Source organism: Tenacibaculum sp. MAR_2009_124 (assembly GCF_900105455.1).
Lineage (GTDB): Bacteria > Bacteroidota > Bacteroidia > Flavobacteriales > Flavobacteriaceae > Polaribacter.
The window spans coordinates 1569826-1585730 of sequence record NZ_FNSF01000001.1 but is presented as its reverse complement, the minus strand read 5'-3'; the positions used below and the strand labels follow the sequence as shown (position 1 = coordinate 1585730).

Annotated in this window: 19 protein-coding genes and 1 tRNA gene; 10 read left to right on the top strand and 10 right to left on the bottom strand. The window is 31.0% G+C overall.

From position 1 onward, the window contains the following. Window positions 1-46: 46 nt before the first annotated feature. Complete coding sequence (locus BLW23_RS05975; protein ID WP_093668294.1) at window positions 47-559, bottom strand: thioredoxin family protein; 513 nt, start codon at window positions 557-559, stop codon at window positions 47-49. Window positions 560-958: 399 nt separating this feature from the next. On the opposite strand from BLW23_RS05975, the gene BLW23_RS05970 reads away from it, so the two are divergent. The 4 genes from BLW23_RS05970 to msrA all read left to right on the top strand — a co-directional run bounded on the left by BLW23_RS05970 (window position 959) and on the right by msrA (window position 5222). Further along, entirely contained in the window at window positions 959-1345 is a 387-nt protein-coding gene (locus tag BLW23_RS05970) for an SMU1112c/YaeR family gloxylase I-like metalloprotein (protein WP_093668293.1), read from the top strand. Beyond that, a complete protein-coding gene (locus BLW23_RS05965; RefSeq protein WP_093668292.1) occupies window positions 1342-1950 on the top strand; it encodes a DapH/DapD/GlmU-related protein in 609 nt (202 codons plus the stop codon). Before BLW23_RS05970 ends, BLW23_RS05965 begins: the two co-directional genes overlap by 4 nt. 175 nt (window positions 1951-2125) lie before the next feature. Next, a complete protein-coding gene (locus BLW23_RS05960) occupies window positions 2126-4573 on the top strand; it encodes a M1 family metallopeptidase (RefSeq protein ID WP_093668291.1) in 2448 nt (815 codons plus the stop codon). A 10-nt stretch (window positions 4574-4583) separates the two neighbouring features. Further along, the gene (msrA, locus tag BLW23_RS05955) at window positions 4584-5222 is read left to right on the top strand and encodes a peptide-methionine (S)-S-oxide reductase MsrA (RefSeq protein ID WP_093668290.1); all 639 of its coding nucleotides are present in this window, start codon (window positions 4584-4586) and stop codon (window positions 5220-5222) included. A gap of 128 nt (window positions 5223-5350) precedes the next feature. Here the strand turns inward: msrA and BLW23_RS05950 are convergent, their stop codons facing one another. From BLW23_RS05950 to BLW23_RS05930, 5 genes are all read right to left on the bottom strand, one after another. After that, window positions 5351-5779 (bottom strand): DUF2147 domain-containing protein, encoded by a 429-nt coding sequence (locus BLW23_RS05950; protein WP_093668289.1) that lies wholly within the window; start codon window positions 5777-5779, stop codon window positions 5351-5353. Between the two features lie 84 nt (window positions 5780-5863). Continuing rightward, complete coding sequence (locus BLW23_RS05945; protein WP_093668288.1) at window positions 5864-6313, bottom strand: DUF1772 domain-containing protein; 450 nt, start codon at window positions 6311-6313, stop codon at window positions 5864-5866. Window positions 6314-6384: 71 nt separating this feature from the next. Beyond that, window positions 6385-6960 (bottom strand): Crp/Fnr family transcriptional regulator, encoded by a 576-nt coding sequence (locus BLW23_RS05940; protein ID WP_093668287.1) that lies wholly within the window; start codon window positions 6958-6960, stop codon window positions 6385-6387. Between the two features lie 33 nt (window positions 6961-6993). Continuing rightward, window positions 6994-7521: a KdsC family phosphatase gene (locus BLW23_RS05935; protein WP_093668286.1), complete on the bottom strand. Its 528-nt coding sequence runs from the start codon at window positions 7519-7521 to the stop codon at window positions 6994-6996. Beyond that, window positions 7505-8257, bottom strand: a complete 753-nt coding sequence (locus BLW23_RS05930; protein ID WP_093668285.1) for a Rossmann-like and DUF2520 domain-containing protein — start codon at window positions 8255-8257, stop codon at window positions 7505-7507. The genes BLW23_RS05935 and BLW23_RS05930 overlap by 17 nt, the downstream gene beginning before the upstream one ends. Window positions 8258-8412: 155 nt before the next feature. Here BLW23_RS05930 and BLW23_RS05925 point away from each other — a divergent pair, with 155 nt between their 5' ends. The 4 genes from BLW23_RS05925 (at window position 8413) to BLW23_RS05910 (ending at window position 11918) form a co-directional block, all read left to right on the top strand. Further along, window positions 8413-9825, top strand: coding sequence for an MATE family efflux transporter (locus BLW23_RS05925; protein ID WP_093668284.1), 1413 nt, complete (start codon window positions 8413-8415; stop codon window positions 9823-9825). Window positions 9826-9885: 60 nt separating this feature from the next. Next, complete coding sequence (locus BLW23_RS05920; protein ID WP_093668283.1) at window positions 9886-11043, top strand: trans-sulfuration enzyme family protein; 1158 nt, start codon at window positions 9886-9888, stop codon at window positions 11041-11043. Between the two features lie 26 nt (window positions 11044-11069). Further along, window positions 11070-11786 carry a bacillithiol biosynthesis deacetylase BshB1 gene (gene bshB1 / locus BLW23_RS05915; RefSeq protein ID WP_093668282.1) on the top strand — a complete coding sequence of 239 codons (717 nt, stop codon included), beginning with the start codon at window positions 11070-11072 and terminating at the stop codon, window positions 11784-11786. A gap of 56 nt (window positions 11787-11842) precedes the next feature. Then, window positions 11843-11918 (top strand) — tRNA-His (locus BLW23_RS05910). A gap of 91 nt (window positions 11919-12009) precedes the next feature. On the opposite strand, the gene BLW23_RS05905 is transcribed toward BLW23_RS05910, so the two are convergent. Next, window positions 12010-12966, bottom strand: coding sequence for an ISAon1 family transposase (locus tag BLW23_RS05905; protein WP_093668281.1), 957 nt, complete (start codon window positions 12964-12966; stop codon window positions 12010-12012). Window positions 12967-12985: 19 nt separating this feature from the next. After that, window positions 12986-13339, bottom strand: a complete 354-nt coding sequence (locus BLW23_RS05900; protein ID WP_093668463.1) for an ISAon1 family transposase N-terminal region protein — start codon at window positions 13337-13339, stop codon at window positions 12986-12988. A gap of 118 nt (window positions 13340-13457) precedes the next feature. Here BLW23_RS05900 and BLW23_RS05895 point away from each other — a divergent pair, with 118 nt between their 5' ends. Further along, window positions 13458-13721: a hypothetical protein gene (locus BLW23_RS05895; RefSeq protein WP_093668280.1), complete on the top strand. Its 264-nt coding sequence runs from the start codon at window positions 13458-13460 to the stop codon at window positions 13719-13721. 97 nt (window positions 13722-13818) lie between these two features. Next, window positions 13819-14283: a hypothetical protein gene (locus tag BLW23_RS05890; protein WP_093668279.1), complete on the top strand. Its 465-nt coding sequence runs from the start codon at window positions 13819-13821 to the stop codon at window positions 14281-14283. Window positions 14284-14847: 564 nt separating this feature from the next. Here the strand turns inward: BLW23_RS05890 and BLW23_RS23160 are convergent. Next, window positions 14848-15000, bottom strand: a complete 153-nt coding sequence (locus tag BLW23_RS23160; protein WP_176829761.1) for a hypothetical protein — start codon at window positions 14998-15000, stop codon at window positions 14848-14850. Window positions 15001-15507: 507 nt separating this feature from the next. Further along, a complete protein-coding gene (locus tag BLW23_RS05885) occupies window positions 15508-15855 on the bottom strand; it encodes a DUF805 domain-containing protein (protein WP_093668278.1) in 348 nt (115 codons plus the stop codon). Between the last annotated feature and the right edge of the window lie 50 nt (window positions 15856-15905).

Genomic DNA, 15905 nt, shown 5'->3' with positions numbered 1-15905 from the left:
CGCAAAAATACTATTAAGATTGAGATATCAATAATAAAATAAGAAGCTAATGTCTTCTTTTGAATTCAGCAGTAATCATATCAAGTTCTTTCTGAGATAGTTTTGATGTTCTTTTAATTTTATCAATAAACTGTTGAATTTCTGATGGAGCTTTAGGACATCCTAGATTCTGATTTGAAGAATTAAAACAATCTTCTAAAACTTTCCCTTTGTTATCAAGAATAACCCAAAAAGGAAGGCCAGCTGTGGTTCCATTCTGTTTTTCTAACAATTCGCTAGCTCCAGAATTTTCTAAATGTTTATTTCTACTTGGTTCAAAAACGGTAAGATTAACTATGACATAGTTTTTTTCAAATAAAGACTTACAAGTAGTACTTTTTATTTTTTGATCCATTTTTTTACACCAAGTACACCATGAAGCTCCATATTTTAAAAGAATATTCTTTTTTTCTTTTTGAGCCTTTTGCATGGCTTTGTTCATTATGACCTCAGCACTGTCTTGTGCTTGAACTTGAGTAATTAAAAAAAGCGAAATAAATAATGTGGTAATAAGTTTCATATAATATTATTTAAGGGAAATGATTGTACAATAATAGTTAAAAAAAATAACTATTTGATTTTGTGGCTGAAATGGTGTTAAAAACTAACCCTCACCTATTCATTGGTGAGGGTCGGATTACTCTTAAAAGTGGAAACAATTAATTACAAATAATGTTGTGCTGTAACTTATTGATACAAAGGTATAGTGAATCGTTAAAATGGATTAGTTACTTTTCGACACTTTATGTTTAAAAAACGACAAATTTAAATTATAAACTGTTGTCTAATAAGTGTTTTAAAAAGGAAGAATCAAATTAACATGGTTTTAATACTATTTTTTAGAAGAAAAATACTCTTTTATTTTATTCTTGTAATTATTTTTTTTGACCAAATAACTACATCACTTTTTTTTAATAAAATGCAAATAGAAAAACTACATCATATCGCTATAATTTGCTCTGACTATAAGAAATCAAAACAATTTTATACCGATGTTTTAGGATTTAAAATTGAAAACGAAATTTTTCGTAAAGAAAGGCAATCATATAAACTGGATCTTTCTTGCAATGGTGAATATCTGATAGAACTGTTTTCCTTTATTGATCCTCCCAAAAGGCCTTCAAGACCTGAATCAACAGGATTGAGACATATTGCCTTTGGCGTAAGGAATATAGAAAAGGAAATAGATTACTTGGATTCAAAAGGGGTGAAAGTTGAAAAAGTAAGAGTGGATGAATATACAGGAAAAAAATTCACATTTTTTCCTGATCCAGATAATTTACCAATAGAAATTTACGAATTATGATCGATATTAATAAGTTTATAAATAGTACCAAACTAACCTCTTTAGAAATAAATAATGAAGAACCATGGAGAATTATTAATGGTTTGGAGAATATTCTATTACAATATATTAGAACCCTTGATGAGGATTATGTAATTAAAGATAATGTTGCCATTCACAAAACAGCTATTGTTGAGAAAGGGGTAACGTTTAAGGGAATTGTTGTAATATCTGAAAATTGTTTCATTGGGGCTCATGCCTATTTAAGAGGCCCTATATTTTTAAGTGACTCGGTAACGATAGGACCAGGTTCTGAAATAAAGCAATCCATGATTTTTGACCGTTCCGCAGTGGCTCATTTCAATTATATCGGAAATAGTATTGTAGGGATGGATGTGAATTTTGAGGCAGGCTCTATATGTGCTAATCATTATAATGAAAGAACAAATAAACGAATTTTTGTAAAATATAATGATAAACGAATTGATACTGGAATGGAAAAATTTGGTTCTTTGGTCGGTGATAATTCTAAAATAGGAGCAAATGGGGTTTTGTCTCCGGGAACAATTTTGGAAAGAAATAGTATTGTGAAAAGGTTGGAATTAGTAGAACAAATAAGCTTGTAAATACGCTAAAATTATAGCTTTAGTTTTTATTCGTTCCAAAAAGAAATAAAATACTGACTTTTAACTGGTTGTTGTTTTTTAACTGCACATTAACAATAGCGGCTATAGAATTTCTTATTTTTGGTTTCTACAATTGATTATAAACTAAAGACTTAAATTAGTTACGAATAGATTTATGAAGTTTCAAAAAACAATTACCGTATTTATTTTATTGATTATCAGTAGTACCTTCATTCAAGCTCAACAAACTTATAGAGGTGAGAAGGAGAAAAAACTTGAGTTACTACATACCAAACTAAAGGTTGATTTTAATTTTAAAGAGAAAGAATTAAACGGAGAAGAGTGGGTAACCATGAAACCTTATTTTTATGCTACTGATAAAGTGGTTTTAGATGCTAAAGCCATGTTGATTCATGAAGTTTCTTTAGATGGAAAGTCACTTGATTTTAATTATGATGATTTCGAGTTGATCATTGATTTACCTAAAGTTTATTCAAAAAATGAAAAATTTACGTTGTATTTAAAATATACGGCACGACCTGAAAAAGTTAAACAAAAAGGTAGTGCAGCTATAACTTCAGCGAAAGGCTTATATTTTATAAATCCCAATCGTTTGGATAAAGACAAGCCGACTCAAATTTGGACACAAGGTGAAACTGAAGCAAGTAGTTGCTGGTTTCCAACAATCGATAGTCCAAATCAAAAAACGTCTCAAGAAATTTACATCACAGTTCCTAGTAAATATGTTACGTTGTCAAATGGAAAATTAGAAAATCAAACAAATAACACGAACGGTACAAGAACTGATTATTGGAACTTCACTCAAAAACATGCGCCATATTTATTCTTTATGGGCGTAGGAGAGTATGAAATTATAACGGATAAATATAAAGATATTCCGGTAGATTACTATGTTGAGAAAAAGTACGCTCCCGTCGCGAAAGATATTTTTGGAAACACTCCTGAAATGCTAGCTTTTTTCTCAAAAATAACCGGAATTGAATATCCTTGGAATAAATATGCTCAAATAGTAGGTAGAGATTATGTGAGTGGTGCTATGGAGAATACAACTGCTGTAATTCATGGAGAACACGCTTATCAAATGCCTGGACAATTAATTGATGAAAATACCCATGAAAATACAATCGCACATGAAGCTTTTCATCATTGGTTTGGAGACTTAGTAACGGCGGAAAGCTGGAGTAATTTAACAGTTAATGAAAGTTTTGCTAATTATAGTGAATATTTATGGTTGGAGCATAAATATGGAAAGGATGAGGCGAATGCACATTTATTTGAAGATCAAGAAGCTTATAAAAGTGGACAAAATTTTGATAAGCACTTAGTGCGTTTTCGTTATCACGATAAAGAAGATATGTTCGATGCGGTAAGTTATAACAAAGGTGGTTCGATTTTACATATGCTCCGTAATTATCTTGGAGATGAGGCATTCAATCAAGGAATGAATACTTATTTAACGGATAATAAATATGGAACTGGTGAGGCACATCAATTGCGTTTGGCTTTTGAAAAAGTATCAGGAAAAGATTTAAACTGGTTTTTTAATCAGTGGTATTTTAATAGTGGACATCCTAAATTAGATGTTTCTTATGACTACAATAAATTAAGAAAAACAGTAACCGTTAACGTAGTCCAATCGCAGGCTAATGAGTTTAATTTTCCTTTAGCAATAGATATTTTCGAAGCGGGTAAAAGGACTAGGCATGAAGTATTTGTTGATGGAAAAGATGCATCGTTTACCTTACCTTATGTAAAACAGCCAAAGCTAATTGTTGTTAATGCCGATGGAGTTGTTTTATGTGATATTAATGAAAATAAAATATTGAGTGATTACATTTTTCAATTAAAACATGCGGAAAATTATATTCACAAAAGAGAAGCTCTAATAGAAGTTGCAAAAAAACAAGATGATCGAAGTGCTTTTGAGGCAATTGCAGGGGCATTAAATGATGATTTCTACAAAATCAGAGTTCTTGCTTTAGAAAACATTAATTTGATTAATAAATATGCTAAGAAAAATGTAATTACTAAAATTAAATCTTTAGCAATGAATGATAAAAAAACATTAGTGCAAGCGGCTGCTATTGAAACTTTGGGGAAATTGACGGACCCAGAACTTAAACCAGTATTTGAAAAAGGGTTGAAAAGTAAGTCTTATGCTGTACTTGGGAAGTCGTTAGTTGGAATGTATTATGTAGATAAAAACCTAGCTATTCAAAAATCTAAGACCCTACCGTTAGAGGTTAAAAATATTATTGCTACACCGTTAACAAGAATTTATTTAGAAGAAAATGATGATGATGAATTAAATTTTATTGCTAGTAATGTAATGTCTGGCATGTTTTTGAGTCAAAATAAAAAGATACAATCATTGTATAAGAAGGCTTATGATAAAATAGCCAAAAGTAATAACTCAAAAGTAATAAGTAATTTAGTAGATGATATAGTAGCAAAAGGAATTCAATATAAACAATACAATTTTGATAAAGTAGGAATCAATTTATTACGTCAAATGGTGCAGCGTCAAAAAACGGCATCAACGGACAATAAATTAAAAAATATTGAAATCATTAAAACTGGAATCGCTAAATTATTAGAATAATTAATAATTTATGGATAACATTAAACTTCTAGTAGCAAAGTCTTTAGTAATTATAGGATTACTAAGTTTTACAAAAATAGAAAATAATAGATTTGATAAAAAGAGGGTAGAAAAACAAGAAGTAGCATATTTTGCTAGCGGATGTTTTTGGTGTGTTGAAGCAATCTTTGAGAGTGTTAAAGGAGTAGAGGAAGCCGTTTCGGGGTATTCTGGTGGAAAAACGAAGAATCCAACCTATAAAAAAATAGGAACAGGTAGAACGGGACATGCAGAAACTGTTGCTGTATATTATAATCCGGAGAAGGTAAGTTTTCAAACTTTAGTTGATGTTTTCTTTGGATCACATAATCCTACAACCGTAAATGGCCAGTATCCTGATTATGGAACACAATACAGGTCTATTGCTTTTTATCAGAATGAAGGAGAAAAGAATATTATTGTAAATACTATTAATAAACTTAATAAAGAAAAATATAAAGGTAAAATAGCTACAGAAGTAACTAGACTAACAAAATTTTATAAAGCGGAAGATTATCATCAAGATTATGAAAGGTTAAACCCAAACAATCCTTATGTTAGAAATGTATCGATTCCGAGGTTAAATAAGTTTAAGAGAAAATTTCCTCATTTATTAAAGGGAAGTCATTAAAATAGAAAAGCGATACCTTAGAGTATCGCTTTTTTTGATTTATCTCTTAATGCCATTTACCAATTGATATTACCAAAACAAAACATCCTTTTTCTTTAACAGTAATTTCAAATCATAACTGGTATAATTTAGCTATTCTTTCTGTACCAATAGGCAGTTCTTCCAAGTAAAGAAAAACCGACATAGCCTCTAATTTTGAGTTTATCGTTATTTTCCAATTTAATATAACATTTGTATTCTTTTCCGTTTTTTGGATCAAGAATTTTCCCACCACTCCATTCACTTCCATCTTTTTTTAGACCTGACAATATATTCATGCCTAATATGGGTTCATTTTTTCTTTTACCACTGCACTTATCACAAATAGCATCCTGTCTATTTTTATCAGTTATATGAATGATTTTAGCATATGCTTTTCCATTTTTTTCATACACTTCAATAACACTATCTACCTCATTCGTAGTTTCGTCACGGTTTTCCCATTTACCAAATATTGATTGCGCATTTATGTTGATAGCAAATAGCGCTATTAAAAAAGTAAAAACTATTTTTTTCATATGTAATCTATAATATTTATTATTTCTTTGTTTATATAGTATTTAACAGATTTCGTACCAATCTAGTATTATCTTAGTTCAAATTTAAATCTTTATTAACAATAATAAAGAACATATAAAGGCTATTGTTTCAAAACCAATTCGAGTCCAATGCCAATACTCCCATTTTTTTAATGAATCAGCTAGTTCAGTATCACTAATACTTCTATCAGTAAAACTTTTATTAGCACCTTTAAAATACAAAAAATATGTTGAGAAAAAGGCGAGAGTAAATAATCCTATACATGCAACTGTAAATTGAATAGTACTTGAAGATTGAATTATAAATGCTACTGTAACTAAGGGAAATATTGTAGCCATAATAGTTATAGGAGCAAAAAAGCTATATACTTTTTTGCCATAAGTTTTATGAAGAAGAAAAAAGGCGTCAGGAGTTAAACTTTTCCAGTAAGGAACCATGAGTACTGCTTCGGTAATTTGTGTTCCTAAAAAGAATCCTAGAAAGCAAGTAGAAAGTGTAATTAAAATATTCATAATTTCCGTTTTAAGATGATTACAAATTTGAAGTACTATTATGAGTATTTCAATTACATATGTAAACAGAATTACGACCGAAGAAGTTTTTTTCTAATTCTACTTAATTGAGTTCTTGAAATGCCAAGGTAGGATGCAATATAGTATTGTGGAATAATAGATTCTAAACCTGGAAAGCGTTCTTTCATTATTAAATACCTTTTATCGGCATCAAGCAAAGCCATTTCAATTTCTTTTTGTTCTTTTTCTAAGAAGTAATGTTCAGCAATTTTTCTACCCAATCGTTCTATCTCATGATAATTTTCAAATAATTTTTCTATTTCAGAATACTCTGCTGTCAATATAGTGCAGTCTGTAAGCGCCTGTTGTGCTATTTTATTAGGTTGTTTGGTTAGTAATGAAGTATAAGCTCCAATAATTGAAGGACCTACAAAAAACTGTTTATTATATTCTTTTCCTGCTTGATTAAGAAAATATGCCCGAACAATACCGCTTTCAAGAAAACCGATTTGCCGAGCATATTCTCCTTCTCGAACAAAGAATTCCTTTTTCTTTAATTCAAGAGGGTAGAAGCACTTATTTAGTTTGTTAAATGTTTCTACATTTAGCTCACTAATATTACTTATGTACTGTTTAAGCCGACTCATAGAATCTTAAAAATAAGTAATTATTTAGTGGATTTAGTCATATTTTGCATCAAAATTATCATCCCATTTCTTTTGAACTCTCATTACTTGCTCAATCACATCTCTTACACAACCTTCTCCACCTTTTTTATCTGAAATATATTTTGATACACTTTTTATTTCTCGTGCACCATCGTTCGGACTGCAAGGCATTCCTACTAATTTCATTACAGGGTAGTCGGGTAAATCATCTCCCATATATAACACATTTTCATGATTTAAATTGTATTTTTCAACTAATTCATGATATTGATCTGTTTTATTGTGAGCACCTAAATAAATATCTTTTATACCTAAATTAGCTAATCTAGTTCTAACACCTTCATTCGTTCCACCAGAAATAATACATACTCTATATCCTGAATTTACTGCGGCTTTTAAGGCGAAACCATCTTTAATATTCATATTTCTTATTAATTGACCATCTGGCATAATAGTAATCATACCATTTGTTAAAACTCCGTCTACGTCAAATATTAACGTATCGATTTGAGGAAGTACTTCTTTATAACTTTTTTCCATTTATAATTGAATCTGTTAGTGTTTTATATAGTTCTTGTTGATGTTTATTCAGAACATCTAAATGTTTTTTTATAGTGGTATTATCGTTTCTAATAGCTGGTCCCGTTTGTGCCTCTTTGGGTGATAATGTTTCAATTTTTAAAGCCGTTTCTTTAATTAATGGGTAAAGAACATCAAAAGGAACATTGTATTTATCGCAAAGATCATTACCAATTGAATATAAATGATTTGTAAAATTATTAACAAACACAGCTGCAACGTGAAGGTAACTTCGTTGTTCGGAAGTAATATGATATACTTTTTTACCTATAGTTAGTGCTAATTGTTCTAAAAGTTCAAGGTCTTCATCGTTTTCAGCTTCTAAGCAAAAAGGGATTTCATCAAAGTTCACTTCCTTGTCTTTCGAAAAACTTTGTAGTAAGTAAAAAATTCCTTTTTTACCTGCGTTTTTTAAAGAATTCATAGAAACTGTTCCAGAGGTATGAACTACTAAGCCTTTTTCAGTAACATTGGAAGAAACTTCTTCAATAGCATCATCAGAGACTGAAATTATGTATACATCTGCTTTTTTTAATTTTTGAAGATTATCTGTAAGGTCAGTCTGATCTTCGTATTGTTTTACTTGCTCAATATTTCGAGCATAAATTTGAATCAATTGAACATCTGAAGTATTCAAAAAAGCTTTTATAAGGTGATTAGCAACCTTTCCACCTCCAATAATAACAATTCTAATCATACTGGCGAATTTATTGATTTTTATTCAAAGAGATTCGCTTATTTTTTGCATATTTGCTACATTATGATTGTTTAAACCCATCTACGGACATATAAAATTGATATACAAAACCTTGAGGCTTCATTTCAGGGATTATCTACTATAAACAATATATAATGGCAAAAAACAATCAATCCCCAACTTATACTACTATATTTTTACTTTTTAAAGACGCAATATTAGGCAAACAACAAGATTTTACATCTGGAAGCCTAAGGAAGGCAGTTTTCATGCTTTCTATTCCAATGATATTGGAAATGCTTATGGAATCAATCTTTGCCTTAGTCGATATTATTTATGTATCGAGAGTAAGTGTAAATGCAGTTGCTACTGTTGGTTTAACAGAGTCCGTTTTAACTTTAGTCTATGCTGTAGCCATAGGATTAAGTATGGCTGCTACAGCAATGATTGCCCGAAGAGTAGGAGAAAAGGATATTAAAAAAGCGAATGAAACAGCTGTACAAGTTGTTTATTTAGGAATACTTATTTCAATTATAATTAGTGTTATAGGCATTTTGTTTCCCAAAGAAATCTTAGAATTAATGGGAGGTAAGCCCGATTTAATAGAAGAAGGTTATAGATACACTCAAATTATGCTTGGAGGAAATATAACTGTAATGCTTTTATTTCTTATAAATGCTGTTTTTAGAGGTGCGGGGAACGCATCAATAGCTATGTGGACGTTAATTTTATCTAATGGATTAAATTTAATCTTAGATCCTCTATTTATATTCGGATTAGGACCTATTCCTGCACTTGGAGTGGAAGGAGCGGCAATTGCAACTACCACTGGAAGAGGTGTAGCGGTATTGGTTCAATTAATAATACTATTCAAGGGTAAAGGAAAAATACAATTAGGTATCAAATATTTAATTTTCAAAATACAATTACTGTTAGATATCATTAAGGTATCATTGGGTGGCATCGGGCAATTTATTATCGGCACGTCAAGCTGGGTGTTTCTGATGAGAATTATATCTGAGTTCGGAAGTGAAGTGTTGGCAGGGTATACTATTGCTATACGAATTATGTTATTCACTTTAATGCCCGCTTGGGGAATGAGTAATGCAGCAGCTACCTTGGTAGGGCAAAATTTAGGAGCTCAACAACCTGATAGAGCTGAAAAGTCCGTATGGATTACGGGGAAATATTGTGCATTATTTATGGGAATAGTCTCTATTGTTTACCTACTTTTTGCAACAACATTTTTAAGTTGGTTTTCCGATAATCCAAATGTTATTTCCAATGGATCTTTATGTTTACGAGTAATGTCTGCTGGTTATATCGCCTATGCTTATGGAATGGTTGTGATTCAATCTTTCAATGGTTCTGGTGACACATTTACTCCTACTTTAATTAATTTCATATGCTTTTGGTTATTTCAATTACCATTTGCCTATATCATGGCGATTCATTTAAATTATGGACCCCAAGGAGTGTTCTGGTCAATTACTATAGCCGAAGTTTTAATTGCAATTTTAGGAATTTGGTTATTTAGAAAAGGGAAATGGAAATCAGTAAAAGTATAATCTAGATTTTCGTAATTTAGGCGTAACTATTTCTTTATAATCATAAACTTTTAAGAATCAATGGGAACCTCAAACAAATACGGAATTAATACCATATGCACTCATGTTGGAGAAATAAAAGATGAGCAATTTAAAGGAGCAATTTCACCATTATACATGTCTACATCCTATAATTTTGATAATGTTGATGTAAAACGATACCCTCGCTATTTTAATACGCCTAACCAAGAAGCCCTTTGTAAGAAAATAGCAGCTTTAGAAAAAATGGAAGCTGGTTTGATTTTTGGTTCAGGAATGGCGGCAATAAGTACTACGTTACTTGCTTTTTTAAAGAAGGGAGACCATGTAATTCTGCAAGAAACATTGTATGGAGGAACGTATAATTTTGTAGTTGAAGAATTCGATAAATTTGGAATAGAATATACCTTTACAAAAAGCTTAGCCATAGAAGATTTTAACTCTGAAATTAGGAATAATACCAAAGTGATTTTTATAGAAACACCTTCAAATCCACTTATGAAAATTGTGGATATGAAAGCTGTAGCCGATTTAGCAAAGAATTATGATATCATTACAATGATTGATAATACATTTGCTTCTCCTATTAACCAAACTCCCGTGGATTTTGGAATACAGGTGGTCATACATTCAGCAACTAAGTATATGGGAGGACATTCTGATATTTTAGCAGGAGTAGTGGCGGCATCAGAAGAGCATGTTCAACGCATTTGGAGTTTGGCAAAGAACTTAGGAGGTAGTTTAAGTGATTTTACTGTTTGGATGTTAGAAAGGAGCTTAAAAACGATGAATTTACGCGTGAAAAGGCAAAGTAAGAATGCTTTGAAAATGGCAAAGTATTTAGAGAACCATAATTTGATCGAGAAAGTATATTATCCAGGGTTGAAGTCACATGATAATTATGAATTGGCAAAAAAGCAAATGAAATACTTTGGTGGAATGTTATCTTTCGAGTTAAAAGAACATATTGATTCGATGGATTTTCAAAGAAATTTAAATTTAATAAAACCATCTATGAGTTTGGCTGGTGTTGAGAGTACTATGTTAAGTCCTTCGCAAACATCGCACGCTTTATTGGGTCCTGAAGCACGAGATGAACAAGGGATTAAAGATGGTTTGGTTCGCTTTTCTGTTGGAATAGAAGAAACAAAGGATTTAATTGAAGACATTGAGCAATCATTAAAAAAAGTAATACAATAATAAAGTTTTAGTAGAAAAATAAGTACATGAAATTAGATATATTGGCCTTCGGGGCTCATCCAGATGATGTTGAGCTAGGATGCGGTGCTACAATAGCGAAAGAAGTTGCATTAGGTAAAAAAATTGGAATTGTTGATTTAACGAGAGGAGAATTAGGGACAAGAGGATCAGCAGAGCTAAGGGATAAGGAAGCAGAAAAAGCAGCTGAAATTTTGGGAGTGAGTGTACGTGAAAATTTAAGATTTGCGGATGGGTTTTTTATAAATGACAGAGAGCATCAATTGGAGGTTATACAAATGATACGAAAATATCAGCCTGAAATTGTTTTGTGTAATGCTATTGATGATAGACATATTGATCACCCAAAAGGAAGTAATTTGGTTTCCAACGCGTGCTTTTTAAGTGGTTTGTTGAAAATTGAAACTGAAATAGATGGAGTAAATCAGGAGAAGTGGCGACCAAAGCAAGTATATCATTATATCCAATGGAAAAATATTGAACCAGATTTTGTAGTGGATGTAACGGGGTACATGGATAAGAAAATTGATGCAGTAATGGCTTATGGATCTCAGTTTTATGATCCGAATAGTAAGGAGCCAGAAACACCTATTACAAGTAAAAATTTTACCGATAGCGTTGAATATAGAGCAAATGATTTAGGAAGGTTAATTGGAGTTGAATTTGCAGAAGGCTTTACTTCAGAACGTTACGTAGCAGTAGAAAATTTAAGTAAATTAATTTAAAAAAATGTTTGGTGGGATAGGGAAAACCTTATATATTTGCACTCGCAATTGCAAATGGTGGTTGTAGCTCAGTTGGTTAGAGCATCGGTTTGTGGTACCGAGGGTCGCGGGTTCGAATCCCGTCTTCCACCCAAAACAAAGCCTTAGTATTTACTAAGGCTTTGTTGTTTTTTATCAGCCCTGCAAGGTTTACATTTTTAGGGATCAAGACTAATAGTTGTGTTTAGGCAAAAATTTGGATTAATCTAAAAAGAAAGAATTCTACGTTTCTTACCCCTCTGAACTGCGCTCTAAACGCTTTCACTTTCGCATTAAAAGATTCTGCTGCTGCATTTGTACTTCTGTTGTCAAAATAATTAAGGATGGATTGGTAATTTAAACTAATGGAGTTTGCTACTATATTAAAAGCTTTAAACCCTGAATCTTCAACTTCTTTAAACCATTTAGCAAGTTTTGTATAAGCTACCGCTTTAGTTATTAATCGGTTATTAAATATAGTTCTGAGTTTTTGACATATTACATATGCTTTTCTAATGTCTGGGAATTGTTCAAATAAAATCTGAGCTCTAATCTTTTGTTTAGTTGTCCAGTTTGCTTGCGTCTTATAAAGTAAATAGCGGCTTCTAGCTAAAAGCTGTTTTAAAGTATCTCCGTTACTAAAAGTTATAGGGGTATATGTATTGTTATTGTTTTTAGCATCTTTTACATCATTGTTTTCCTGATCTATTGCTTCCCAACGATGTTTTATGCGTATATCTTGTAAAGCATCTAAAGCCAATTTTTGCACATGAAATCTATCGGTAACCTGCGTGGCTTTAGGAAAGCATGTTTTAGCTATTAGTTTCATGGTATTGGCCATGTCTAAAGTGATTTCCTTAACCTTATTTCGTTTGGAGTTTGGAATTTTAAGGAGCTCACCACTAACGTCTTCAGCTTTGGTTCCAGCAATAATAGCTACAATACTTCCTGCTTTCCCTTTCGCTTTTTTATTAGTAACAATAGTATAAAGCTCTCCTTTAGATAAAGCAACTTCATCAATAGAAAGCTGTTTTCCTATATTTTCAGGAAATAGTAACCAATCTTTAGCATGTGACTTCTCTTTCCACTGTTTAAAATCACTTAAATAATCTTTAAACTGACGTTGTAATTTTTTACCATTGAGCCCGTAAAAACCTGCTATAGTATGACAGTCATTCGCTTTAGTACTGACTAAGTGCTTTTAAAAAAACAGCAAACTCAACGGTCATGCGAGTTCCCTGTGCTACTAAATCCCAATCTCTTTGTACTACTTGTTGAGTTTCTTTATTTAGCCATCTGCGACGTTTAATATGAAGTAATACTGTTTTACCTCTCAAGGGAAAGTCTTCAATAGTGGTTTCTTTATGAAAACCATGAGATATAATTAACCCTTTTGAAAACTCATCTGGAATAGCTTTCTTTTCTTCAAAATAAAGATGTAAATCTTTCCCTTGTACTTTATGAGTTGTTAAATTAAAATGTGTGATTAATAACTCAGGGAGTATAAATTTTAAAACATCTAATGATAAATCCAAATCTCTCTTTTTTGCAAAAATCAACATTTAATATTAATTCACACACAACTTTTGTGACTGATCCTTTACATTTTTAGCATATCGTGTTTAAAATAGTGTTTAAAATGTAAGATTAAAGATGAAAAAAAAATACAACTTAATTAACGGATGTAGTTCAACATTCCCTGCAGTAACTCCTAAAAGTTGGAAAACAGGAAATAAAATTCTATTACAGCGAGATTGGATTATTCATTTTTACTTTAAAGACCCTAATTTTTTAAGAAAATATCCTAGTGGAAAGCAAGTTCGCATTAAAGGAATGAATGAGTTTAAAACCTTAGGAGAACGCTGTGAAGCTACTCAGTTTTTGATTGATGGAAGTATGTTAAAATTTATCGTATAGTCTGCCATTTCTCTATATTTGGCAGAGGTGGAATCACTAAATATTCCTCATGAAATAACTACTAAACTATAAAATTATGTCTTTAAAAATGAAGTCAATGAGCTTATTATTATTTGCAGTTTTAATAACGTCATGTCAAGTTGAAAAATCAAATCAAAAAGAAAAACCAATTACCAAAGAAGAAATCAAAATTGCTCAAGATTTAATACAAGGCGCTTTTGATGATTTATGGGGAGGAGTAGATTCAACGAAAATTAGTAAATATCATACTAAAGATTTCATTATTTTGGAACAGGGTGAAATTTGGGATAATGACCGTATAAAAGAATACATGAAAAGTCAATTAGCAAGGCCAAATAGAGCAAAGAGAATTAATAAAATGGATTATATATCTATTGAGAAATTCGGAAATTCTATTCAAATAGCTTATTTCAATGAAGCAGACTTTACACGAGCAGATACCTTAGTTGGAAAAGCTAAATGGTTAGAAAGCGCAGTAGCTGTAAAAACAGAAATAGGGTGGAGGTTAAAGATGATGCATTCAACTGGCGTTCGTGATTAGAAACTTTCGAGCAAATTAATATTTACATTAAAAACAATAGATTATAAGAAACACCTTTAACAAGGTGTTTTTTTATTTATTTAACCTGAGTAAATAAACTGCGCATTAACTTATTTCAAGGGGTTGGTATGTTTGAAAGTTCGGTCAACACGCAGCAACTTAATCAAGGTGCAATATAAAAAAAAACAAATAATCTATTTGTAAATTCTGTTTTTGTCAATTTCAGAGGCTCTACTTTTTTTGAAAAACTAAGGATAAATTATAAGGTATTTATGGTTATTGACGAGCGAAGAAATGCAAATAACATTAGAAATTACATGTTTTTTGTTCTTTCATAAAATTCTTTTTTCTGTATAAAAAAAAGATATGAGTTTTAAGTGATTTATGTTAAGCGATATTCAGGAAGTAGAAAAAGAAACGATAGTTATAGTTTTAACTCTAATTTGAAAACATGCACATCTAAACCAAGATAGACCTAAGAAAATAAAATCAAGTATTAATGATTTGGATATGAAAAAGCTGACTGGAAATTACATTTCAGTCAGCTTCTTTTTGTTAATGTAATTATGAATTACTTTGAATACATGCACACAAACCTAGATTCCAATGTGTTTCAGGTGGGCATGCTTGAAGTGGAAAACAGCCTCCATTTCCACTGATAGATTGTTGTTGTTGTTTGTTTAATTCTTGTCCTATAGTAGTTAGGTTTTTTAACATAATAAGTAACTTTATGATTAATAACCCTCGAATATAAATAATAGAACCTTTTTAGTGAAAAAAGTGCTGTTAAAAGTTAAAATGAGTCTTAAGAAAGCGAATTGAAACACTATTGAAATAAATAATGGTTTCAAAAGAATGTCTGTAAAAGTAAAGACTGCGCACCAACATATTTTCAAAAATTACGCAACGAAAATCGAGCCAATACGCAGTTAATTACTTTTTATATATTGAAATGAATAAACTCCTTCTCAACAATATTAACCGTTTATGTTGTCGGGAAAAAAAGCAAAACTTACAAACCCAATTATTTTTCTTTTGAATTTTAAGATTTCGAATGATAACATTTTAGGAATGTGAAACAAATTTATAAGTTTAATCAGTGGTGGTTTTAATCGCAGGGGTGGTATTATAGTGGGAATAGTGCAATGTTTGCGTCTTATAGTTTATTTAAAAATTTATGAAGCTAGAATGTATTAAAGATTGTAATCGTATTATATGAGCTGACTACGATAATTCTTGAATTCCTATTTGATCTAGGTTGTCATGATTCCCTTCTCTTTTGGGATTTAATCCGAATTCATTTGGTCCGTATATACTATCAGCAAAAAGCATAAATAAAACATAAAAGGGAATAATTTGGTACCAACCTGAATTGCTTCTGTCGTGACATCTTTTAGCTCCTTGTGCGATAAAAAACCAAATGGCGGGTATATAGAGAATGTATAAAATAGTAATGTTGAATTCAAGTATTAAAAAGTCAATTATCCCAAGAAATACTAAATATATTATATAGGTTAAGCCAAACTCAGTTCGCCTTATTCTTCTATTGAATGAAAAAGGATTTTTAAACATAAAACAATTTTTTCAAATTAAGGTAAAATAGTCGAGTACGGAAAAACTTT